This is a genomic window from Nitrosospira sp. TNL300 (assembly GCF_055385915.1).
On record NZ_AP041005.1, the window covers coordinates 564,282 to 587,866 of the forward strand.

The following is a 23,585-nucleotide window of genomic DNA, read 5'->3' on the forward strand; positions in this document are numbered from 1 at the left end:
CTTTTGTCGGATTCCATTAAAAGTTACGCTTGGCGGTCATAGCACTTTGGACCCACCCCTTCCCATCCCGAACAGGGTCGTGAAACGAAGTCGCGCCGATGATAGTGTGTTTTCACATGCGAAAGTAGGTCACTGCCAGGCACCTTATAGAAAAAAGCCCCGACTCGCGAGAGTCGGGGCTTTTTTGTTGGTGTGTCGGAATCAGCATATTCTTGCATGTGCAAGTTTCCCCGTCGAATTTCAGCATCTCATGACAAGGAAATCCTCAGGCGAGGAAATCATCATGAAACCACAACGATTTTTATTCCCCCGATTTTTATCCCTGTTACTGGTGTTGGCGATCTGCTTCCTAGCAGGACGGGTAAGGGCTCAGTCGGAAAATGAGCCCTACCGAGCAACGATAGGCAGTGATGGCGTGCAACATGTGAACATTCTGGCGGGCGACTATTTTTTCCGACCCAGACACATCATCGTCAAAGTCAACGCGCCTGTCATGCTTGTGGTTCGAGTAGAACAGGGCGTCATCCCTCACGGCTTGGTGCTCAAGGCTCCCAAAGCGAATATCTCGATCGATGAGGATCTCAGCCGCGAGTCCCAAACATTCACTTTTACCCCGACCGCGCCAGGTAAATATGCTTTCTATTGTCCAAAGAAGCTGCTCTTTTTCAAGAGCCACAGGGAGCACGGGATGGAGGGGGTTCTGGAGGTTGTTAAGTAGCCGGCGGGATTGCGGCTTGTCCTCATGCGCTTGCCCCTCATAGGGCTCCCGCACGAACTCCTGTTCCCTCTTGTTCCAGGAAATAACACAAGAATACGGAACAAACCTCCCAGCCTGTCAGCCAAGCTTGTCAGTGTATCTGCGCCGGAAAGAGATCGAAACGGGAAGGTTTGATGAAAACCTGATCGCCTCGCGTCAGCTGCAGTTCACGAAAGCGCTCCCTGCTGATTTCGACCTCGATCAATTCCTTGTCTTTGCCGTCATCGCGCATCAGCTCAAGGCGAACTACCGGGCCAACCGACAGAATGTGGGACACATGCGCGACAATTGCTCTCTCCCCATTCAAGGCATTGTCCACCTTATCCACATGGATGTCATGCGGACGCACATAGGCTACTGCTGAGAGCTCTTCGGCTTCGATATGCTCCGGTGCGTCGACTTCGATTCCCCCTATCCAGGCGCGTCCGCGATGGAGTCGTCCGTGGAAAAGATTCACCTTGCCCAGGAATTTATACACGAACGGGCTCGCCGGGTGCTCGTATACCTCATCCGGTGTGCCGATCTGCTCGATTCGACCTTCGTTCATGACCACGATTCGATCCGCGACCTCCAATGCCTCTTCCTGGTCATGGGTGACGAATACACTGGTAATGTGCATCTCATCGTGAAGTCTTCTAAGCCATGAACGCAGTTCCTTGCGCACCTTGGCATCCAGCGCGCCGAACGGCTCGTCGAGCAGCAGAACCTTCGGTTCCACAGCCAAGGCTCGTGCCAGGGCGATTCTCTGGCGCTGTCCGCCGGAGAGTTGATGCGGGTAGCGGTCTGCCAGCCAGTCCAGTTGCACCAGTTTCAGCAACTCATGTACGCGCTGCCGAATCTCTGCTTCGGAAGGCCGAAATCTTTTCGGACGTACACGCAGGCCGAAGGCTACGTTTTCGAAAATGGTCATATTCCGGAAAAGGGCGTAGTGCTGGAATACAAAGCCAACCTGTCGCTCACGTACATGCTGATCCGTTGCATCTTCGCCCTGGAACAGCACCTGACCGGTATCCGCTGCTTCCAGTCCCGCAATGACACGCAGCAAGGTCGTTTTTCCCGATCCTGAAGGGCCGAGCAGCGCGAGCAATTCACCGGATTTTACTTCCAGGCCCACGTCGCGCAGCGCGGAAAAACTCCCGAATTGTTTGGAAAGATTACGGATCTCTATGCTCATTCCTGTATTCCTCCGGTTTCCGGCTTTTCCCCGGTTTTTGATTCAACAATTGTCTTCAATGCCAATGTGATCAGGGCAAGCAGTGCGAGCAGCGACGCCACGGCAAAGGCGGCCGCGAAGTTATATTCGTTATAAAGAATCTCGACATGCAGCGGCAAGGTATTGGTGCTCCCCCGGATATGCCCGGATACCACCGATACTGCACCAAACTCTCCCATTGCACGCGCATTACAAAGGATGACGCCGTAAAGCAGACCCCATTTAATGTTGGGAAGCGTTACCCGGAAGAATATCTGCCAGCCGTTCGCCCCGAGTACCACGGCCGCTTCTTCCTCTTCGTTCCCCTGAGATTGCATCAGGGGAATCAGTTCGCGTGCGATAAAGGGAACCGTAACGAATATGGTCGCCAGCACAATGCCGGGCACCGCAAAGATGATCTTGATGTCGTGTTCCGCCAGCCATGGGCCCAGCCAACCCTGCAAGCCGAAAATAAGCACATAGATGAGTCCGGACACGACAGGCGAAACCGAAAACGGCAAATCGATGAGCGTGACCAGCAGGTTTTTGCCGCGAAACTCAAACTTGGCAATCGCCCATGCTGCCGCTACACCGAATACCAGATTAAGCGGAACCGCAATGGCGGCTGCCATCAGGGTAAGCTGAATGGCGGATACCGCATCCGGCTCGGTAATTGCGGCGATGTAGACATCCCAGCCTTTCCTGAGCGCCTCGTAGAAAACCGATATCAGCGGCACGAAGAGAAAGAGCGTAAGAAAGGCCAGCGCAAGTCCGATCAGGGAGCACCGCACCCACACGGATTCCTCGACGGGCCGCACGCGGTCTGAAGTGACAGGCAACGGAAGAGCAATAGCAGTCATCAGGATATCCTCACGCTCATACTGACGATGAATTCCGGCTGCGGCTCCACCATTGCAGCAGGTTAATGATCAGGAGCAACACGAAAGAAATCACGAGCATGACCACGGCGAGCGCCGTGGCGCCTGCATAGTCGTACTGCTCAAGCTTCGTAATGATCAAGAGCGGCGTGATTTCGGAAATCATCGGCATGTTGCCCGCAATAAAAATAACGGATCCGTATTCCCCGATCGCACGGGCAAAGGCAAGCGCAAAGCCGGTTATCAGTGCCGGAAAAATGGCAGGGAAAATGACTCGCAGGAATGTCTGCAAGCGGCTTGCGCCGAGTGTAGCCGCTGCTTCTTCCAGTTCGGGCTCGAGATCTTCCAGCACAGGTTGCACCGTTCGCACTACAAAGGGTAATCCGATAAACGTCAGCGCCACGAAGACCCCTGCCGGTGTAAAGGCGATCTTGAGGCCAAGCGGCTCCAGATACTGGCCGATCCACCCATTCCCCGCATAGAGCGCTGTCAGGGCAATCCCGGCTACTGCGGTTGGCAGGGCAAATGGAAGGTCTACCAGCGCATCGATCAGCTTCTTTCCTGGAAAAGAGTAGCGCACCAGCACCCACGCGATCAGGAGCCCGAATACCGCATTGAGCAGTGCTGCCGCGAACGAGGCGCCAAATGTCAACCGGTAAGAAGCCAGTACCCTTGGTGTCGTCACCACATCCCAGAATTCAGGCAAGGTGAGCTCTGCCGTGCGAACAAATGCCGCCGAGATTGGAATCAGGACAATCAGGCTCAGATAAAGCAACGTAAATCCAAGCGCCAGGTTGAATCCGGGCAGAACGCTGTGTTGTCTGAACGTGCCCATTTCAGATTCCCGCCGCGTCGATATAGTGTTGAAGCGTTCTGACGCTTCCGGGGGAAGCCTCCGCGCTCCGGTACTCTGTCGCCGTAGCAGGCAGAAGCACGTCAAACTCAATCGCCTGCGCCGGGATGCCGAGAAAGCGTCCTTGGAGAAGATCGGCGCCTGCGCGAACAGCTCCTGTCAATTGCCGCGCTGTTTCGATCTCACGGAACAGAACCTGCGCCCCAAAGTGATGAATGGCATCCACCAGCGACCCTGCATCCCCCAGCCTTTGAAGAACCGAGGCTTCCAACCGCACCATGTCCGGATACAGCGGATACAGGCTGGCAAGTTCCGCTACCCAATCGTCGCCGGCATCGTTGTGATTGATCGCTATGCGATAGCCGTGCGAGCGGTAATTGCTGATCACGTGTTTGAGCAGCTTCCAGTTGCGGTTTACCTCAGCCGGAATTTCGATTACCACCCGGGAAGTCTCCGCGCCGATGATGTCGAGAATTCTTTTGAACGCTCGGCCATGATCATCCTTCACGGCTTCAAGAAGGCGGGGCTGTACGGTGACAAAAAGATTGCCCTCATGAGAGCTTCCGCTGAAGTAGTTAAGCACGTGCACTGCGCGGCACAGCCGGTCAAAACGTACCAATGGAGCGTCTCCTTCCCCGAGAGAGAGGACTTTCCAGGGTGATAATGGATTTTCCTCATTCATGACAGAACGGATATAAGCTGCATGTCCTGCCACACTGCGTGTTTTTGCATCGAATACCGGCTGAAATACGCTTGACAGCGAGCAGTTGAAAAAATGTCCCATGATGAAACCATTCTCCGCTCGCGTCACCGCATAATCGGTTGCTTCCTGGATGCGCGCCAGTTCATCCTTTTCCTGTGATGAAGAAATGCTCACTTTCCATCTCCTTTCAAAAATTTCCTGGACGTCAATTTCCTGACGTCAGCAGGGTGTTTTTCCGGTTTTCAGTGCAGGCAGTACAGCTTGTGTTGCTATTTCTGATAAATCTGATCAAAAGTGCCGCCATCGGCAAAGTGAAGCTTGTGTGCGTTCTTCCAGCCGCCAAACGCATCGTCGATCTTGAACAGCTTGATGTCGGGAAACTGGCTTGCATATTTCGCCGCAATTGCGGCATTGGTTGGACGGTAGAAATTCTTCGCGGCAATCTCCTGGCCTGTGTCCGAATAGAGATATTGGAGATAGGCTTCCGCGACGGTACGAGTACCCTTCTTGTCGACGATCTTGTCCACCACCGCGACTGACGGCTCGGCAAGAATGCTGACGGATGGTGCGATAATTTCAAATTTGTCGGGTCCGAGCTCCCTGATAGCGAGGAATGCTTCGTTTTCCCACGAAATGAAGACATCGCCAATGCCGCGCTCCACGAATGTCGTGGTTGAGCCGCGCGCGCCCGAGTCCAGCACAGGCACATTCCGGTAGAGCTTCGCTACGAACTCCTTCGCCTTGGCGTCGTCGCCGTACGTTCGCTTGCCGTATTCCCACGCGGCGAGGTAATTCCAGCGGGCACCTCCGGAGGTTTTCGGGTTGGGGGTGATTACGGCTACGCCGGGCTTGATCAGGTCGTCCCAGTCTTTGATGTTCCTGGGATTGCCTTTGCGTACCAGCAGTACGATGGTCGAGGTGTAAGGCGTGCTGTTGTGCGGCAAGCACTTTTGCCAGTCTGCCGGCAGCAGTCTGGCTTTTTCCGCGATTTCATCGATGTCCTTCGCCAGGGCAAGCGTCACGACATCAGCATCAAGCCCGTCGATGACGGAGCGCGCCTGTTTCCCGGAGCCGCCATGGGACTGTTTTACGACTACTTTTTCTCCGGTCTTGCCCTCCCAATGCTTTGCAAATGCCGAGTTGAACTGCTGATACAGCTCGCGGGTCGGGTCATAGGACACATTCAATAATGTTTTATCTCCCCATGCATTGCCTCCCAACAGGAGAATTGCGGCAAGGCTCGTCGTTATCCATGTTTTCATTTTCGTACTCTTCCTTCAGGCAAAGTGAAATCAATAAGTGTCAGATAATTAAAATGCGCTCAATACAACTTCAACGTAAAAGAAGTCCGAACTCCCCGGGCTTCTGCCCAGCGCCGCTATTTGCCGGTTGCGCACAAACTCCCCGCTCGTGAAATGCGAATAACCGATAGTCGTGTCGATATGCTTTGCCAGCTTGTAGCGTGCCCGGATGTCGAAATTGTGTCCGATGAAATCACCGCTGCTTCCGGTGGGATCGCGATTGAAACCGGGATTTTTGACGGCGCTGTTGTTGCCGTTGAGGAGGGTGTTGAAGCGGTCGGTGCTGCTCGCGAGCCAGTACCAGCTATAGCCGCCATCGAAGCGCAGATCCTTGGCCGGCTGAAACTCGAGTCTGATTTTAGGTGCCTTGATATTTTCAAACTCAATGTAATTATCCTGCTCCCAAGGCCGCCCGGCTCCAAAAAAACGTTCAAAGCGATTGTCTACGTTGTCCTTGGGATTACGATCGCCGGTGGCGTAACCATAAAAGACGCTTAAGCGCGGCTTCCAGCTATGCTGGAAGGTATACCCCGCCTCAAGGGTATAGCCATGCGCTTCATGGCGCTGCCCGGCGTTTCGGCCAAACTGGTAGATCAGATTGAAGTCATAATCCAGGTTGGTACTGGGAATTTTTCCGTAGCCGCGCAAGGCGGGTGCGTGAATTTCACGGTCGATTTGGCCGGGACCACCCTTGCTGCCGTCCTGCATGAGGCCCATGTAATAAGGCTGCAGCGTGATGATGTCCGACCATTTGCGCCAATGACCGATGGCGCCGTAGAACCATTGGTTCTCGATACGCTGGTCAAAAGCAGTCGGCAGACGCTTAACAGGTTGATAGCCCCATAAATCCAATTCCCAGTCATTTACTTCCTGACCTAGATTTATACGGAAACCTTCGAAATTATTGGTAGTGTTGCGCCATGGATTGCGAGCGATCAGACGCCGATCCAGTGCTTCATAGGCCATGCGGCCTGCCCGAAACCTGAGCGGGCGCTGCTGTTTCAGGTCGTCTTGACCCAGCGCGCCCTTGAAATACAATTCGGCATAGGCTTGGATGAGGTCGTGTTCATTGAAATCACGGTTATCGTGAGGGAAATTGCCGTTGTAGCGCCGCGAATCCTGGAATTCCACCGCGCCGCGCAGCGGATCGAATATTTCGCGGATTCCGAAGTAGGCGCGGGAGCGCAGCAGGAAGGGCTGGTCCAGCCTGAGTTCGGTGCGCCGTATATCGTTGCTGCGGAATTCGTAGCGGGTACGATGATCGATGCCTACATCCAGCCAGTAGATGTCCTTGAAAGCTTCAATCCCGGTTTTGCTCAGGGTGCGCACATAGCGCGGCGGATCAGATTCGGGCTGGGTCGAGTAGCTGCTGGAAGGCCTGAAGTAGCCCGTCGATTTTTTTTCCTCCTGTGTTGCCGCTGCCGCTGTTTTTCCAGCCGCTGTTTTTCCATCTGATTTACTGCTTGCTCCTGAGGGATCGGTTTTTTCTTCAACAGGGGCCGCACCGTTCTGAACAAACCTGTTTTTCTGTTCCGTCATTTTGAATTTTTCGGTGCCGATCGTGTTTGCCTCTGCCTGAGCTCCGCTCCATGACAGTATCGTGAGAGCAAACGCAATGACTGTTCCCAGATAAAACTTCATTCCTCTCTCCTGTATCGTCCTTCCGGTTGCCCGGTCAGGTATCGATATAATCTGTTTAATCTGTTTTATTAGGCCTCCAGTCATTTGGTCGGCTTTCATGCCTGCGGCTTTCCGGTTTTGCATTATTCCCTTCACTTTCTCTGGTCAGCCTCAGTACGCCCCACCCGGATTTTTTCCCGGCACTCTATATGGGTAATCTTGCCGTCATGAATTACCACCTCCACCGAGCCATATTCGATACTTGCAATGGCATGCAGAATCCGTTGTTTAACGTCCACGGGTATCCGTCTGCCTGATTGTCCGGCCCCATAATGCTTTTCTTCCAGATCAATAACTTCGGTGCTGGCCGACATGGTCAAAACGGTTGCAGAGTTTGTGGAAGCGACACGTTATCAGTGACTTTTTATAATTCAAACTAATATCATTTGATTTGCTTATCTGTTTTTTGCATATACAGCGTTACCGAGGGTGGGAAACAGGAGCACTGGACCGAGGGGGCGGGAAAGCCGATCGACGTATGTTCGGGACTGTGGCAGCACTGTCCAAACCGCATCCAATCTGGGAAAATTGCTAATGCAGTTTTTCAGAAATCGAGACTGAGCCGCGAGCGCATGGAAGAGGCGCCGTTACTCAATGAGTATCCTGAGAAGAGGTCGCGACGGGAATGGGAATAGAAACAGGAATGGGAATGCTGTCCAGGAAGGAGCAACATAACGTCAACAAACTGCACAAGCGGTTGAGGCGGCTTGTAGGCACGGCGATAGCTGATTTCAACATGATCGAGCCTGGAGATCGGGTAATGGTGTGTCTCTCGGGCGGAAAGGACAGTTATGTCCTGCTCGATATCCTTCGCAGCCTCCAGGCGCACGCAGCCATACAATTCGAGCTGATTGCGGTAAATCTGGACCAGAAGCAGCCGGGCTTTCCGGAACATGTGTTGCCGAACTATCTCACTTCCGTCGGCATGCCCTTCCGCATTGTCGAGCAGGATACATATAGCGTGGTGAAGCGCCTGATACCGGAGGGGAAAACCACTTGCAGCCTTTGTTCACGCTTGCGCCGCGGGGTTCTGTATCGCGTGGCGGGCGAACTGGGCGCAACGAAAATCGCGCTGGGCCATCATCGCGATGATATTCTTGAAACCCTGTTTCTCAACCTGTTTCATGGCGGCAAGCTGAAAACCATGCCGCCCAAACTGGTAAGCGATGATGGCAAGCATATCGTCATCCGGCCGCTTGCCTACTGCAAGGAGAAGGACCTGGCCGCCTATGCAGAGATGGAAAATTTCCCGATCATCCCCTGCAACCTGTGCGGGTCACAGAAGAATATGCAGCGCCAGGCGGTAAAGGAAATGCTGCAGCAATGGGATAAAAAGTTTCCCGGCAGACTGGAAAACATGTTCAGCTCTTTGCAGAACATCCAGCCCTCGCATCTGCTCGATTCCTCGCTTTACGATTTTCATGGACTCAAAACCGGGAACGGGCCGGTTGTCGATGGCGACAGGGCATTCGACCCCGAGCCCTTCGAGCCGGGTATGGAAGAACTCCTGAACCTGAACAAAGAGTGAAAAATCCATTAAATTCGGCCAACCCTGCAACTGGTGGATAAACCAAGTAAGGCACTCTTCAAATGAGAAAATCGACCGGATCGGTTTCGCAACCAGCTTCTCTGTCAGTTCCACCGCTGTCAGTTTCACTCTGGCTGGTTTTTATCGGCTTGCTGGTCATTGTGCTGCCAGCCTACTCCGCTTTACCTTTCAGTGACACCAAAAATGGTGTGCCGACCCTGGCGCCGGTGCTTCAGGATGTGACCCCGGCGGTCGTCAATATTTCCGTGGTGACGCGCTCGGCTATAGAAGAGAATCCTTTGTTTCGGGATCCTTTCTTCCGCCGCTTTTTCAATCTTCCCGAGCAGGAGGCCCGCCCGGAGCGCAGTGTGGGCTCGGGCGTGATCATGGATGCGGGCAACGGCTATGTCGTTACCAACTACCACGTGATCAAGGATGCGCAGCAGGTGGTGGTGACGCTCAAGGACAGGCGTCAATTCCAGGCGAAGCTGGTGGGAACGGACCCGGGCACCGATATCGCCCTGCTGAAAATCGATGCCAGGAACCTGAAGGCGCTGCGCCTCGGTGATTCCGAACTGCTCAACGTGGGGGATTTTGTCATCGCAATCGGAAATCCGTTCGGCCTGGGGCAAACGGTAACTTCGGGCATCGTCAGCGCATTGGGAAGAAGCGGACTGGATATCGAAGGCTATGAAGACTTCATCCAGACCGACGCCTCCATCAATCCGGGCAACTCCGGTGGCGCTCTCGTCAACCTCAAGGGGGAGCTGATCGGTATCAACACAGCCATCATCGGTCCTGCGGGCGGCAACGTCGGCATCGGCTTCGCGGTCCCCAGTGTGATGGTGAAGGCAGTCCTCGATCAGATTCTGCGCTTCGGCGAGGTACGCCGCGGCAGGCTGGGCGCGAGCAGCGAAGACATTACGCACGACCTGGCGGCCTCGCTAGGGTTGCCTTCCACGGAAGGCGCCATCATCAGCGCGGTTGAGGCAGGCTCGCCGGCCGAAAAAGCCGGGATGAAACCGCGCGATGTGATAACGACTGTCAACGGAAAACCTGTGCGGAACTCGATAGATCTGCGCAACAAGGTTGGACTGATGCCAATCGGGGAGACGCTGGATCTCGGGCTGATCAGGAATGGGAAGCGGATAACTGCCAAAGTAAAGATCGCCAAGCTGGCGGAGGTTTCCAGTGCGGGGGCGGAAATCGTGCCTGAGGTCTCAGGCGCAACCGTGGCGAACCTGAAACCTGGGGCCCGCCGGGGAGTTGAGGGGGTGATGGTAACAGACGTGGAAGTCAATAGTCCTGCCTGGCAGCGGGGCATTCGGCCGGGTGACCTCATCATTGGCGTCAATCGCCGGCAGATCCATTCGGTTCAGGAGTTGCTTGCTGCTCTCAAGCCCAGCCAGGGGCGCCTCACCCTAAGCCTGATACGGGGCGATTTCAGGGTGACTATCAGGATCAGGTAAATCCGTTTCCTGAAACATCCTGAACTGAATCGCTGAATCGTTTCACAACAGTCCCTTTAGCTGTCCATCGACGCTTCAAAATACATAGATCTCTCGCTTTCCTTCCAGGCTCGCTGGAGGTGGCCTCACCCGCGGGAATGTCCGAGTTCGCGGTATAATCCCCAGCTTTATGGCAGAAAGCCGAGCTTATGCAGGAAAAATATCACCCACAGGAAATCGAGTCGGAAGTGCAACAGTACTGGCAGCAAACCGCCGCATTCAAGGCTGTGGAGGCGCCGGAAAAGCGGAAATACTACTGCCTTTCGATGTTTCCTTATCCTTCTGGCAAGTTGCACATGGGGCATGTGCGCAACTACACCATTGGCGATGTTCTGTCGCGCTATTACCGCATGCAGGGTTACAACGTGTTGCAGCCCATGGGCTGGGATGCGTTCGGCCTGCCGGCAGAGAATGCGGCAATGCAAAATAATGTGCCACCGGCAAAGTGGACCTATGACAACATTGCCTATATGCGCAAGCAATTGCAAAGCCTGGGGCTGGCAATAGACTGGGACCGCGAGCTTGCCACCTGCCAGCCGGATTACTACCGGTGGAATCAGTGGCTGTTTCTGCGCATGCTGGAAAAGGGACTGGCCTACAGAACGACGGGTATCGTGAACTGGGACCCTGTCGACCAGACAGTGCTTGCCAATGAGCAGGTAATCGACGGGCGCGGCTGGCGCACCGGGGCTCTGGTGGAAAAGCACGAAATCCCGATGTATTACATGAAGATCACCGCGTATGCCGATGAGCTGCTGGAAGCGCTGAATACGCTTCCGGGCTGGCCGGAGCGGGTGAGAACCATGCAGGCCAACTGGATCGGCAAGAGCTTCGGTGTCGAAGTCCGGTTTCCTGCTGATGCCGAGTCAGGCATGCCGCAGGACCTGAAGGTTTTTACGACTCGTGCAGATACCTTGTTTGGCGTAACGTATGTGGCTGTCGCCGCTGAGCATCCTGTCGCTCAGCACGCAGCGAAAAGTAATCCGGCCCTTGCTGCATTTGTCGAGGAATGCAGGCAGGGCGCGATGATGGAAGCGGAACTCGCTACCCAGGAAAAGAAGGGCAGGGATACCGGGTTGTACGTTATCCACCCCCTGACCCGGGCCAGATTGCCTGTCTGGATAGCCAACTATGTGCTGATGGGCTATGGGGAAGGGGCGGTGATGGCGGTTCCCGCCCATGATGAACGCGATTTCGAGTTTGCCACCCAATATTCGCTGCCGATCAGGCCCGTGATCAAGTCTGCTGACTCCGGTTTGCCAGTGCCGCTTGCCCAGGCGTATGTGGAACACGGCGTTACGTTCGATTCCGGTGAATTCTCCGGTCTTGCGTTCCAGCCTGCAGTGGATGCGATCGCTGCCGCCTTGCAACAGAAGGGATTGGGCGAGAAACGCGTGCATTATCGCCTGCGCGACTGGGGTATTTCCCGGCAGCGTTATTGGGGCTGCCCCATTCCTCTCATCTATTGCGATGCGTGCGGCGTAGTGCCAGTGCCGGATGACCAGCTTCCCGTGGTGCTTCCGGAAGATCTGGTGCCCGACGGCTCGGGCAACCCGCTTGCTAAAACGCCATCATTTTATGAGTGTTGCTGCCCGCGCTGCGGGCAGCCCGCGCGCCGGGAAACCGACACGATGGATACCTTCGTCGATTCGTCATGGTATTACATCCGTTACGCCTGCACCGACCAGCACCACGCTATGGTGGATGCACGCGTGGATTACTGGCTCCCCGTTGATCAATATATCGGCGGAATCGAACATGCCATCCTGCATCTGCTCTACTCGCGCTTCTGGAGCAAGGTCATGCGCGATCTCGGGCTGGTGCTGTTCGATGAGCCGTTTGCCAATCTGCTGACTCAGGGCATGGTGCTCAATGAAATCATGTTCCGGAAAACGGAAAGCGGACGCATCGTCTATTTCAACCCTGCGGATGTGGACATCCAGACCGACGAGCAGGGAAGAAAAATCGGAGCAGTGCTGCGTGCTGACGGCCAGCCGGTTGAAGCAGGCGGCATCGGCACGATGTCGAAATCCCGCAACAACGGCGTCGACCCGCAAAAACTCGTCGAGCAATACGGGGCGGATACAGCCCGGCTCTTCATGATGTTCGCCAGCCCGCCCGAGCAGACCCTTGAATGGGCAGATGCCGGAGTAGAGGGCGCATTCCGCTTTCTGAAGCGATTATGGAAACAGGTTTACGATCATCTGCAACAAAGCGGTCCAGTAATTGGTCCAACTCCGGTTGCAGGTCTCAGTCCTGAACTCCGGGCCTTGCGTTTTCAACTGCACCAGACCATCGCCAAGGTGGGCGATGATTTGGGCAGGCGGCATACCTTCAATACCGCCATTGCGGCTGTAATGGAGTTGATGAACGCTCTCGGAAAATTGCAGGATTCGAGCCCGCCTGCGCGCGGCCTGATGCAGGAAGCACTGGAAAATATTGTATTGCTGCTGTCGCCTATCGTTCCTCACATCTGCCATGCCCTCTGGCGTGAACTCAGGCCGGGAACCGAACTGCTCGATCAGCCGTGGCCGCAAGCAGACGTTGCTGCGCTCGTGCAGGATGAAATTGAACTGATCGTTCAGGTCAATGGCAAGTTGCGCGGGAAGATACGGGTTGCCGCAGATACAAAACCGGTAGGCATTGAGCAGCTTGCGCTGGAGAATGAACAGGTGCGAAGATTCATGAATGGAAAAGTGGTTAAAAAAGTGGTGATGGTGCCAGGGAAACTGATCAATATCGTCATTTGAAGATACAGAAAGATACAGAAACCGGAACTCGAGGATTGCCGATGAAAAAAATCCTGTTGCTTACATGCTGTCTTTTGCTCGCGGCTTGCGGCTTCCAGTTGCGCGGCACCGCCGCGCTTCCGTTTGATACGCTTTATATTTCCTTCCCGCAAGGACATCCTATCGGTACCGATCTCAGGCGCCTCGTCCGGACGGGCACCCACACTCGCCTCGTTGACAACCGGAAAAAGGCCCAGGCCATACTGGAGATTCTCAGCGTCACCAATGACAGGCAGATCATGTCCGTGTCAGGCGGAGGCCGCGTTCTGGAGTTTGAACTGCGGTACCGGGTTTCCTTCCGGCTGGTCGATGCCAAAGGGGAAGAACTCATTCCCACCACTGAATTGGCCCTGCGCCGGATCATGCCTTTTACCAATCAGCAGGTGGTCGCCAAGGAGGGGGAAGAGGCAATGCTCGTACGGGAAATGCAGGGTGATTCGGCAGATCAGATCGTGCGACGCCTTGGAGCAGTCAGGGTGGCGGAACTGAATAAGTCTTCACAGGTGAATCCCTGACCGTCGGCGCCTGTGTTGCGGTAACTTGAAGGCGAAGGCATGCGTATTGCGCCCGAACAGCTTGCGCGGCATATCGAGAAACAGCTTGCGCCGCTTTATACGGTCTCCGGCGACGAATTACTTCTGGCAATCGAAGCTGCCGACCTGATTCGTGCAAAAGCGCGTCAGGGCGGATATATCGAACGGGAGATTTTCAACGTCGATAGCCACTTCAACTGGGTAGAGCTGGAACGGTGCAGCAACAGCCTGTCGCTGTTCGGCGAAAGACGTATAATCGATCTGCGCATCCCCTCGGGCAAGCCAGGCAACCAGGGCAGCGCCGTTTTGGAGAAATACTGCCGCGCCCTGCCGCCAGATACCGTCACACTCGTCACCCTGCCCCGGATCGACCAGCAAGGTGCGGCAACCAGATGGTTCAAGGCGCTTGATGCAGCAGGAGCAGTCATTACGGTTTATCCGGTAGAACGCGGTCGGTTGCCTGCATGGATAGACCAACGGCTGGCCATGCAAGGGCAGAATGCCGATGTCGACACGCTGCAATTTCTTGCCGACAAGGTGGAGGGCAACCTGCTCGCAGCCTATCAGGAACTCAAGAAACTTGCGTTGCTTTATCCGCTCGGAATGCTGTCGTTCGAGCAGGTGAAGGATGCCGTGCTCGATGTCGCCCGCTATGATGCATTCAAATTATCCGATGCGATGGTTGCTGGGGATGCTGTCCGCTATACGCGCATCCTGGAGGTTTTGCAGGGTGAAGGCATGGCATTGCCGTTGGTCGTCAATACGCTGGCGGGGCAGATCCGCCTTCTTGTCGCGATTCGCACGGGACTCGATGCAGGGAAACCGCTGCGGCAATTGATCAGTCAGTCTCGAGTATGGCAGGACCGGCAGAAAATAATGGAGAACGCCGCTCGCCGCCTGAACCTTGAGCAGTTGACATCGGCCTTGTCGCATGCCGCTAAAATAGACAGAGTCGGCAAGGGCGTTGCAAGCGGCGATCCCTGGGATGAATTGCTGCAACTGGGATTGCGTTTTGCGAAGATCGGGCAGCGCCAGTAGTTAAAGCATGGCAAAACGATGACACAAACGGAGGATAGCCGGTGTAGGTCGGGCTTTGCCCGACGTTTTGCTTTTGATTGTCGGACGAAGCCCGACCTACCGCTACTGGACTTCCCATCCGCGAACGCCGGAGTGAGGAATTCTGACACTGGACCCATCAAGACGATCAAGGTTTTGCCCAAAGGACTCTATCCTTATTACAAAGCCATCGTTTTTGCCGATGCAGCTCTCCAGATTTTCACTAATTTTATTCCGGACAATAGTGGAGCTTGACCCGGAATCCAGTTCCGGAACCACTGGTTACTCCTGCAATTTTAATTTACTGTCTAAATGGGACCATTGACATGGACATCATCGACATCAAGACCTATATGCAATCCATCGGGCGCGAAGCGCGAGCCGCCTCGCGCCTGATTGCCAAAGCGGAAACCGCAGCCAAGAACCGGGCGCTTATACAGATGGCGATGGCTATAAAACGGGAAGAGCAGCAGCTGCTGGCAGCGAATGCCAGGGACGTGGAAAATGCGAAAGAACGGGGATTGGAACCGGCAATGATAGACCGGTTGACGCTCACGCCCAAAAGCATAGCGAGCATGGCCGAAGGTTTGCTGCAAATAGCAGCGTTAGCCGATCCGGTGGGTGAAATAAGCGATTTGAATTACCGTCCCTCCGGCATACAGGTCGGAAAAATGCGCGTGCCGCTGGGCGTGATCGGCATCATTTATGAAGCGCGTCCCAACGTCACGGCCGATGCCGCAGGGTTGTGCCTCAAGGCGGGTAACGCAGCGATACTGCGCGGGGGGTCGGAAGCCATTCACAGCAATCAGGCGATCGCGGCGTGCGTCAGGGAAGGGCTTAAGACTGCCGGTTTGCCTGAAACGGCGATCCAGGTTATCGAAACGACCGACCGGGCTGCCGTGGGTGAACTCGTCACCATGAAAGAGTTTGTCGATGTCATCGTGCCCCGCGGCGGCAAGGGGTTGATCGAGCGCATTTCGAATGAAGCGCGCATTCCCGTCATCAAGCACCTGGACGGCGTATGTCATATTTATATCGACGAAGGTGCCGACGTGGAAAAGGCCATTCGCGTTGCTGACAACGCCAAGACCCAGCGCTACGGCACCTGCAACACGCTCGAAACATTGCTGGTGCATGAGAATATTGCCGGGGAAGTGCTGCCGCCGCTGTGCAGAATCTATCTGGACAAGGGCGTGGAACTGCGCGGCGATCCGGCCTCGCAGGCGATCATTCCGGAAATGAGGGAAGTAAAGGAGGAAGACTGGTATACGGAATATCTTGCGCCTGTCCTGAGCGTGCGCGTGGTAAGCAGTCTCGATCAGGCCGTCGAGCACATCACGATTTACGGCTCCCAACACACTGATTCCATCATTACCGAAAATTACAGCAACGCGCGCCGTTTTCTGCGGGAAGTGGATTCCAGTTCCGTCATGGTGAATGCCTCCACCCGCTTTGCGGACGGGTTCGAGTATGGCCTCGGCGCGGAAATCGGTATCTCCACCGATAAGCTCCATGCTCGCGGCCCGGTTGGACTGGAAGGATTGACCAGCCAGAAATTCATCGTCCTGGGTGACGGGCATATCCGACAGTAGGTTTCCAGGAATAAGGTCCAATTTTATTTCCTTAAACTAATAAGGTTTTCATGGCTCAGCTTACCGAAATCAAAGTACCGGATATTGGCGACTTCAAGGATGTCGCAGTGATTGAAGTGCTGGTGAAACCCGGCGACCCGGTGGAAAAGGAAACATCGCTTATCACATTGGAAACCGATAAGGCATCCATCGAAGTTCCTTCGCCACAAGCCGGGGTGGTAAAAGAACTCAAGGTCAAGGTCGGCGACAAGGTTTCGGAAGGCTCGGTCATACTCATGCTGGAGCCTACAGCAGCAGAAGCGGCTGCTCCTGCTGAAACCGCCGAATTTGCCAGCAATCCTGCCAGTGTGAGCAAGCAGGAAGAGCCCGCAGAGAAGCCCGCTTCCGACGTTGCTCCTCCATCGGAAAAAGAGGAAGAAGAGGAAGAAGAGGAAGCACCGGCCTCAGCCGCTGTCCCTGCCCCCGAATCCGTAGCAGCACCCGCTGCGACTTCTGTTCTACAAGGTGATATTCAGGCGGATGTAGTGGTCCTCGGTGCAGGGCCGGGGGGGTATACCGCCGCCTTCCGTGCTGCCGATCTCGGCAAAAACGTGGTCTTGATCGAGCGCCACCCCACGCTTGGCGGTGTATGTCTCAATGTAGGCTGCATTCCATCCAAGGCGTTGCTGCATATCGCGAAAGTCATCACCGATGCCGAGGAAACGGCGCAGCAGGGTATCGCTTTCGCTAAGCCCGGCATAGAAATAGACAAGCTGCGCGGATGGAAGGAATCCATTATCGGCAAACTCACCAAGGGGCTGGCAGGACTGGCCAGGCAACGCAAGGTGAAGGTGGTGCGGGGAACGGGCAAGTTCACCTCGCCCAATATGATCGAAGTGGAAACATCCGACGGAAAAAAAACGGTGTCGTTCGAACACTGCATCATCGCCGCAGGCTCCAGCGCAGCACGTATTCCCGGTTTTCCCTACGATGACCCGCGCATCATCGACTCCACTGGCGCGCTCAAGCTGGAGGGTATCCCCAAGCGCATGCTGATCATCGGCGGGGGCATCATCGGCCTTGAAATGGCGACGGTCTACGATGCGCTCGGAAGCAGGGTCAGTGTGGTGGAACTGATGGACCAATTGATTCCCGGCGCGGACGCCGATCTTATCCGGCCGCTGCATAAACGCATACAGAAACGTTACGAAGCCATCTACCTCAAAACCAAAGTCATCAGAATCGAAGCTCTGGAAGAAGGATTGAAGGTTACGTTCGAAGGCGGCACTGAGGGCACTGCAGCACCAGAACCGCAAGTATACGACCGGATTCTGATGGCGGTAGGACGCCGGCCAAATGGCCGCGAAATTGGCGCAGAAAATGCAGGTATCACCGTGAACGAACGTGGCTTCATCCCGATTGATAAGCAGCTGCGAACCAACGTCTCGCATATCTTCGCCATTGGCGACATTACGGGTGAGCCCATGCTGGCGCACAAGGCATCGCACGAAGGCAAGCTGGCGGCAGAAATCATCGCCGGAGGCGATAAGATGAAGTCCGCAGTATTCGACGCCCGCGCCATTCCCTCCGTAGCTTACACTGACCCTGAAATCGCCTGGATGGGCCTCACCGAAACCGAAGCCAGAAAACAAGGTATCGAATTCGAAAAAGCGGTGTTTCCTTGGGCCGCCAGTGGCCGCGCATTGGCAATGGCCCGGGACGAAGGCGTGACCAAGTTAATCCTGGACAAGAAAACGCGCCGCATTCTTGGTGCAGGCATCGTAGGCATCAATGCCGGCGAACTGATCAGCGAAACGGTCCTGGGACTCGAAATGGGCGCGGATATGGAAGACATCGGCCTTACCATTCACCCGCACCCTACCTTGTCCGAAACCGTATTCTTTGCTGCGGAAATCGCCGAGGGGACGATTACCGATCTTTATATGCCGAAGAAGTGAGAATATAGGCGACCAAAGTCAAACTCAAGTTGCCATTGAACATTCTCGGATAGATCAGCAGAGCCAGACTCGATTGATCGGGTGCTTGCAATACTGAGGCAGCACCAGGATAGAGGTGGCGCCTGTGCAGGTTATGTCTTGACCATACCATTCCGGGCATTCGCTGCGTCTGGGCCACCGCCCTTTTAAGTTGAAGTCTCGGCTTCAAGTGCTATGGCATCGATTTCCGTAGCTTCCGGTCCTTCAGTGTGTGTGAATTCCTCACTATCCTCGTAAGCCAGACGCGTTGTGCCGGTAGCCCTGATGAGCGCGCCAGCGGCGAGCCCCGCTATCAGAGCGAGCACGATACTGAAGACGATGCCGATAAATTGGGCAACGGCTATGCCGGGCACGACCAGGATAGCAACGAATGCACCCAGCAATCCCGGCATTCCATGCAGATTATGGACTCCACAGGTGTCAACGATCTTGAAGCGTCTCTCCAGTGCAGGTTGAATGAACACAAACCCGATGACACTGACGGCTCCGGCGAGCAGACCGATCCCAAAAGCACCGGTCGGTGACACGATATTGCAGGTCGAACCGATCGCTACTCCGCCGGCCAGCGCCGCATTCGCCATATCGACCATCGAGGTTTTGCCTTTATGGAAATATGTGCTCAAGAAGTACGTGGTGATCGTGGCGCCACACAGTGCGAGTACCGTGTTGACCACCGTCTGCGGCATTTGCTCAAAGGGAACGATGGCGGTGGCGAAACTAGGCCAGAAAAGCCACAGGACCATTGAACCAAGCATTGCGAATCGATCAGAAGTCGGGTCCGACTCAATCGGCTGGCTTCGTTGTCGCGCCGTCGTCAGCGCAAGGGATAACCCCAGGCCAAAATATGCACCGAAGGCGTGTATGATGATCGACCCCGCAGTATCCTGAAATCCCTCAGTCATACCCATTCCGTTATCCAGCACCAGCCATTCGTTCAAGAGATAAGCGGGAATCAGGAGCAGTGCCAGCAGTGCGTATTGGAAAACTCGGAGACGACCGAGGACCGCGCCCATGGCGATCAACCCGGACGCCACGGCGAATTCAGCAAAAAGCAATGCCTGGACCGTGTTTGGAGCAATTTCGTGGGCAAATACCCCATTTGCGCGAAGCAGCATATAAAGCGGAAGACCGACAGCCACCACCAGATATGTTCCGGTCGTGGCCCCAAATCCATATCTTTTGACAAATACCATGAGGAAGCCGAAACCCACCAGCAACATGGCGAGGATATGGATTACATAGTTGTATTGAGCTACCTGTCGCGCCTCGTTAAGCTCGGGGGCAGTACCCCCCTCGCTCGCCCAGGCACTTAAATACAGCAGAAAAAAACCGGCTGTGCCACACAGCGTCATGCAGAGACTTTTTTTCATTTTTCCCCCCATATTGTTTACGGTTATCTGACTTGCCCAGGCACAGTGTGAACCTCAATAGCCTTAAGTACAATAGGGACATTTCAATAAAATGGACTTCAATAAAAAAAGAAACACGATGCCGGGACTTCAAAGTCTCACAGGAGCAGACTGTATTGATCCTGGACGTTCGCCGTATAGGGAGGGGAAGAAGAGGAGGGTTGTGTAGCGAAATTCAAGAGGAACGAGACGAAAAATGTCTGGTTTCTATACTGTGAGGATCGAAACAGCAGATGGCATCTCGCTAGATAGCGTAGTCACGAGACTTTGAGCCAAAGGGCGATGCACCTGATCTGGATGTGCGGCAAGAAATGAGGCACTGTTTGGTGTATCAGGTAGCAATGCCTCCCCAGCGTTTCAGGTGGAGAAAGGTATTTTCACGGCAGGCCAACGCGTTGCGGTCTAAGATAAAGAGGGGTGCGCTCAATGTGCCCGAGTTCGCGCAGTGCGACGGCAAGGCCGCTTTGACGCGCTGATTGCACCATACATTTAGACTATCGGAGTCTCGGGGATGAAAAGAAATTCAAAATTTGATCTATGGCCTTTATGTTTTCTTTGTTTCATTTCTTTTACTACAAATGTTCAAGCAGAATGTAAACCTAATTTAGGAGAAAACCACACTTGGCGATTTTCTGCTTATGCGAAAAAGGATTGTATCGATATCATTGGATCTTGGCACGAAGGCAGTTGCGTTGATAATACATGGAGCAAATGCTATAACATAAAAACAAATTCCGGAGTCGACAGTTATATGTGGCTGGCAACAAATAGCAATAAAATAAGATTATATAAGGATAATAGTTGTAAAGAGGCCTTGAATACTTTCCTGACAGATAGAATAGTTCCTGATACTGAAGAAAGAAGATATTCATCATTTAGAGTATATTGCGATATCTAAACGAAGCGAGAGTTTCCCTTTTGCCGAGCCCGCTGCCGAACTGGTCGATCAGCTTTTTCGGAATGAGGCTATCACAGAAAACAAAACGGAAAAAATCGTACAATCGTACGCTAGCCTGCGCTGAAGCCGGAACCCAGCGGTATAGCGTTGGTACAGAGATTCCCCAGGTTCCTGGCCGGCTCGATCTTGCTTTCCGTCCGTTAAAATCCTATGTCCCCTTCCTAGAGCCTCTTCCCTGAATGATATCTGCGATAGAGATCGAGAACCTTCGGCACATAAGCCCTCGTCTCCTGAAATGGCGGGATCCGGTTGCCATACTTGACGACGTTGTTTTCGCCGGCATTGTAAGTGGCCAAAGTCAAACTCAAGTTGCCGTTGAACATTTTCAACAGCTCAGTGAGATATCTGGCACCGCCATGGAGATTCTGTACGGGATCGAAACGATCGGTTACGCCGTATCTCTGGGCAGTTTCCGGCATGAGCTGCATTAGGCCCGCTGCGCCCTTTTTTGAAACCGCCTTGGGGTTGTAGGCCGATTCGGCAGTGACCACGGCGTGGAGCAGCGCGTCTTCGAGGGCGTGGACGCGGGCGACTTCCTTGATTACCGGGCCATATTGCGTCTTGAGCGATGCGATCAGATGTCCGTTATTTGAAGCTATCCGTGATTTCCTGGGGTTGGTGCTGCTCCCGATGAATGGAACATACCGTTCATCCGTCGGCACATTGGTAAAATGCACCACGCCATGGTCATCCGTAAACGAGTAGATGACCTCTGCCCAGGCTGCTGACTGTATTAATCCGCAACCCAGTAACAATGCCACGGTCGGCAGTATCGATTGTTTCACGTTCATAAAACCGAGGAGTCTGCTTTTTCGCCTTTTTGCATGCCCGGAAATGGCTCCCAGATTATACTCATGCTCATGTTAAGGATTTGCTTTATAAACAGGTATTTTGCCTGTTTATTAACGAGAAGTCGGGAATCGATAGGGTCAGGTCCGATTGATTTCTTGCTCTGATCTCAGTTCAGAACTTCGTGCAACACTTCTGCTACTTTCAATCAACTTCAATCGAGTCTGGCTCCATTGAAATGGTTTGTAATCGCTACATATTGCGCGATTGATAAATTCTCTGCCCGCAGGTTAGGGTCAATCTCCAGCTTCAGGTAATCGTCAGGCTTGAGATAATTGCGTAGTGTATTGCGCAGAGTTTTGCGGCGGTGCGAGAAGGCGGCGGAAACAACTTCGGCAAACAATTTTTCCTGGCTCGCCTCGATCAGCGGTTTCTTGAGTGGAATCACGCGAACCACCGCCGATTCGACTTTTGGCGGCGGGCGGAAGCATTCGGCTGAGACGATAAAAAGCTGTTCCATTTCGAGGCGGCATTGCAGCATGACTGAAAGCCGCCCGTAATCTGAGGTGGAGGGTTTGGCTACCATGCGGGCGACCACTTCCTTCTGCAGCATGAAGTGCATATCGCGGACATGGGACGCGAACTGGCTCAAGTGGAAAAGGAGCGGAGTGGAAATGTTGTAGGGCAGGTTACCCACTACCCGCAGACTTTCACCGAGGCTGGAGAAGTCGAATTTGAGCGCATCCCCTTCATGTATTGTCAGCTTTTTCGCGGAAAATTCCTCACCTAGCCGCTTCACGATATCCCGGTCGATCTCCACCACGTGCAGGTGTTCAAGTGACTGGAGCAGAGGCCGTGTCAATGCTCCCAGTCCTGGACCGATCTCTACCATTACATCCTCCCGACGGGGATGGAGGGCGCGAAGAATGTCGGCTACGGTTTGGGAATCAACCAGGAAATTCTGGCCGAAGCGCTTGCGGGGGGTGTGCTGCATGGTTTATGAGAGTTTGCAGATTCGTTTACCCTTTGACAAGCTCAGGCGAACGAAGATGCAGGGTTGAGAGTTATGGCTGATGCGCAACCAGCGATGCCGCCATTTCGATAGCCGCCACCAGGCTGCCCGGATCAGCTTTCCCTGTTCCCGCCAATTCAAGTGCAGTGCCATGATCCACGGAGGTGCGGATGATCGGCAAGCCCAGTGTGACGTTGACGGCGGTTCCAAAGCTCGCATGCTTGAGCACCGGCAGCCCCTGGTCGTGGTACATGGCGAATATGCAGTCGTAATCCTTCAGCTTCGATGGATTGAAAAGTGTATCGGCAGGCAGTGGGCCGATCAGACTCATCCCCTCGGCGCGCAGCTTGTCGAGCAAAGGGATGATGATATCGATTTCTTCCCTGCCCAGATGACCTGATTCCCCTGCATGAGGATTCAAGCCCGCTACGGCAATGCGTGGCTTTGGAATACCGAAGCGGTTGACCAGATCATGCTCGATGATGCGCAGCTTCTGCTCCAAAGCATCGCTCGTAATGGCACTCGCGACGTCTTTCAGGGGCAGGTGGGTGGTGGCGAGTGCTACCCGCATCCCGCCGCCGGTGAGCATCATGACGGGACGACCGTTTGCCAGTTGCGCGAGATATTCAGTATGGCCAGTAAAAGAAATGCCGGCATCATTGATGATGCCTTTGTGCACCGGCGCCGTTACCATTGCATCAAACTTGCCATTGATGCATCCGGCAACAGCCCGCTCGAGCGTCTTCAGCACATAAGGCGCATTAGCCGCATCAAGTTTACCGGGAGTGGCAATCTTGGCTACGGGAATGTGCAGCACGTGCAGATTCCCTTTTTCCGGCTTTAATTCGGTACGGGAAGAGTAGTCCGTTATTGTCAATGGAAGCCGCAGCAAGTGTGCGCGCTCCTGCAGCAGTTCCTTATCGGCAATGACAACGAGCGTGAAAGGCAAACCCAGTTGGGCGATCTGCACACACAGATCGGGACCGATTCCGCCGGGTTCCCCCGCAGTGAGAGCGAGCCTGGGATTATTCAATGTTTGGCTGACCCGGTCCACAGCGCTTTTTCAAGGCT

At 54.3% G+C, this 23,585-nt stretch carries 20 protein-coding genes and 1 rRNA gene; 10 read left to right on the forward strand and 11 right to left on the reverse strand.

Translation table 11 applies throughout. The features are described from left to right. Positions 1 to 28 precede the first annotated feature (28 nt). Both rrf and ACZ5BW_RS02535 read left to right on the forward strand, forming a co-directional pair. Positions 29 to 141, forward strand: a 5S ribosomal RNA gene (gene rrf / locus ACZ5BW_RS02530). A gap of 142 nt (positions 142 to 283) precedes the next feature. Next, on the forward strand, positions 284 to 718 hold the full coding sequence (locus tag ACZ5BW_RS02535; RefSeq protein ID WP_464542208.1) for a quinol oxidase: 435 nt from the start codon (positions 284 to 286) through the stop codon (positions 716 to 718). A gap of 130 nt (positions 719 to 848) precedes the next feature. Here the strand turns inward: ACZ5BW_RS02535 and ACZ5BW_RS02540 are convergent, their stop codons facing one another. From ACZ5BW_RS02540 to ACZ5BW_RS02570, 7 genes are all read right to left on the reverse strand, one after another. Then, positions 849 to 1,931: a sulfate/molybdate ABC transporter ATP-binding protein gene (locus ACZ5BW_RS02540; RefSeq protein ID WP_464542210.1), complete on the reverse strand. Its 1,083-nt coding sequence runs from the start codon at positions 1,929 to 1,931 to the stop codon at positions 849 to 851. Then, positions 1,928 to 2,809 (reverse strand): sulfate ABC transporter permease subunit CysW, encoded by an 882-nt coding sequence (cysW, locus tag ACZ5BW_RS02545; protein ID WP_464542212.1) that lies wholly within the window; start codon positions 2,807 to 2,809, stop codon positions 1,928 to 1,930. Before cysW ends, ACZ5BW_RS02540 begins: the two co-directional genes overlap by 4 nt. Positions 2,810 to 2,825: 16 nt before the next feature. Beyond that, positions 2,826 to 3,662: a sulfate ABC transporter permease subunit CysT gene (gene cysT, locus ACZ5BW_RS02550; RefSeq protein WP_464542214.1), complete on the reverse strand. Its 837-nt coding sequence runs from the start codon at positions 3,660 to 3,662 to the stop codon at positions 2,826 to 2,828. Position 3,663: 1 nt separating this feature from the next. Beyond that, the gene (locus tag ACZ5BW_RS02555) at positions 3,664 to 4,557 is read right to left on the reverse strand and encodes an EAL domain-containing protein (protein ID WP_464542216.1); all 894 of its coding nucleotides are present in this window, start codon (positions 4,555 to 4,557) and stop codon (positions 3,664 to 3,666) included. Positions 4,558 to 4,652: 95 nt separating this feature from the next. Beyond that, a complete protein-coding gene (locus ACZ5BW_RS02560; protein WP_464542218.1) occupies positions 4,653 to 5,645 on the reverse strand; it encodes a sulfate ABC transporter substrate-binding protein in 993 nt (330 codons plus the stop codon). 48 nt (positions 5,646 to 5,693) lie between these two features. Then, complete coding sequence (locus ACZ5BW_RS02565) at positions 5,694 to 7,325, reverse strand: alginate export family protein (protein WP_464542220.1); 1,632 nt, start codon at positions 7,323 to 7,325, stop codon at positions 5,694 to 5,696. A 131-nt stretch (positions 7,326 to 7,456) separates the two neighbouring features. Beyond that, a complete protein-coding gene (locus ACZ5BW_RS02570) occupies positions 7,457 to 7,678 on the reverse strand; it encodes a YezD family protein (protein WP_464542222.1) in 222 nt (73 codons plus the stop codon). Between the two features lie 329 nt (positions 7,679 to 8,007). Between ACZ5BW_RS02570 and ttcA the strand changes: the two genes are divergently transcribed. The 7 genes from ttcA to lpdA all read left to right on the forward strand — a co-directional run bounded on the left by ttcA (position 8,008) and on the right by lpdA (position 18,307). Continuing rightward, positions 8,008 to 8,892: a tRNA 2-thiocytidine(32) synthetase TtcA gene (ttcA, locus tag ACZ5BW_RS02575; protein WP_464543637.1), complete on the forward strand. Its 885-nt coding sequence runs from the start codon at positions 8,008 to 8,010 to the stop codon at positions 8,890 to 8,892. Positions 8,893 to 8,954: 62 nt separating this feature from the next. Continuing rightward, entirely contained in the window at positions 8,955 to 10,361 is a 1,407-nt protein-coding gene (locus ACZ5BW_RS02580) for a DegQ family serine endoprotease (RefSeq protein ID WP_464542224.1), read from the forward strand. 188 nt (positions 10,362 to 10,549) lie between these two features. Beyond that, positions 10,550 to 13,150 (forward strand): leucine--tRNA ligase, encoded by a 2,601-nt coding sequence (gene leuS / locus ACZ5BW_RS02585; RefSeq protein WP_464542226.1) that lies wholly within the window; start codon positions 10,550 to 10,552, stop codon positions 13,148 to 13,150. Between the two features lie 41 nt (positions 13,151 to 13,191). Beyond that, positions 13,192 to 13,704, forward strand: a complete 513-nt coding sequence (locus ACZ5BW_RS02590; protein ID WP_464542229.1) for an LPS-assembly lipoprotein LptE — start codon at positions 13,192 to 13,194, stop codon at positions 13,702 to 13,704. A gap of 39 nt (positions 13,705 to 13,743) precedes the next feature. Then, positions 13,744 to 14,760, forward strand: a complete 1,017-nt coding sequence (gene holA / locus ACZ5BW_RS02595) for a DNA polymerase III subunit delta (protein WP_464542231.1) — start codon at positions 13,744 to 13,746, stop codon at positions 14,758 to 14,760. 344 nt (positions 14,761 to 15,104) lie between these two features. Then, positions 15,105 to 16,370 (forward strand): glutamate-5-semialdehyde dehydrogenase, encoded by a 1,266-nt coding sequence (locus ACZ5BW_RS02600; protein WP_464542234.1) that lies wholly within the window; start codon positions 15,105 to 15,107, stop codon positions 16,368 to 16,370. 50 nt (positions 16,371 to 16,420) lie between these two features. Further along, the gene (gene lpdA / locus ACZ5BW_RS02605; RefSeq protein ID WP_464542236.1) at positions 16,421 to 18,307 is read left to right on the forward strand and encodes a dihydrolipoyl dehydrogenase; all 1,887 of its coding nucleotides are present in this window, start codon (positions 16,421 to 16,423) and stop codon (positions 18,305 to 18,307) included. A gap of 185 nt (positions 18,308 to 18,492) precedes the next feature. On the opposite strand, the gene ACZ5BW_RS02610 is transcribed toward lpdA, so the two are convergent. Continuing rightward, complete coding sequence (locus tag ACZ5BW_RS02610) at positions 18,493 to 19,716, reverse strand: ammonium transporter (protein ID WP_464542238.1); 1,224 nt, start codon at positions 19,714 to 19,716, stop codon at positions 18,493 to 18,495. A gap of 550 nt (positions 19,717 to 20,266) precedes the next feature. Between ACZ5BW_RS02610 and ACZ5BW_RS02615 the strand changes: the two genes are divergently transcribed. Then, entirely contained in the window at positions 20,267 to 20,653 is a 387-nt protein-coding gene (locus ACZ5BW_RS02615; RefSeq protein ID WP_464542240.1) for a hypothetical protein, read from the forward strand. Positions 20,654 to 20,874: 221 nt separating this feature from the next. Here the strand turns inward: ACZ5BW_RS02615 and ACZ5BW_RS02620 are convergent, their stop codons facing one another. The 3 genes from ACZ5BW_RS02620 to pdxA form a co-directional block, all read right to left on the reverse strand. Beyond that, positions 20,875 to 21,504: a transglycosylase SLT domain-containing protein gene (locus ACZ5BW_RS02620; RefSeq protein WP_464542242.1), complete on the reverse strand. Its 630-nt coding sequence runs from the start codon at positions 21,502 to 21,504 to the stop codon at positions 20,875 to 20,877. Between the two features lie 212 nt (positions 21,505 to 21,716). Beyond that, a complete protein-coding gene (gene rsmA, locus ACZ5BW_RS02625; protein ID WP_464542244.1) occupies positions 21,717 to 22,496 on the reverse strand; it encodes a 16S rRNA (adenine(1518)-N(6)/adenine(1519)-N(6))-dimethyltransferase RsmA in 780 nt (259 codons plus the stop codon). 70 nt (positions 22,497 to 22,566) lie between these two features. After that, a complete protein-coding gene (gene pdxA / locus ACZ5BW_RS02630; RefSeq protein WP_464542246.1) occupies positions 22,567 to 23,547 on the reverse strand; it encodes a 4-hydroxythreonine-4-phosphate dehydrogenase PdxA in 981 nt (326 codons plus the stop codon). Positions 23,548 to 23,585: the final 38 nt, after the last annotated feature.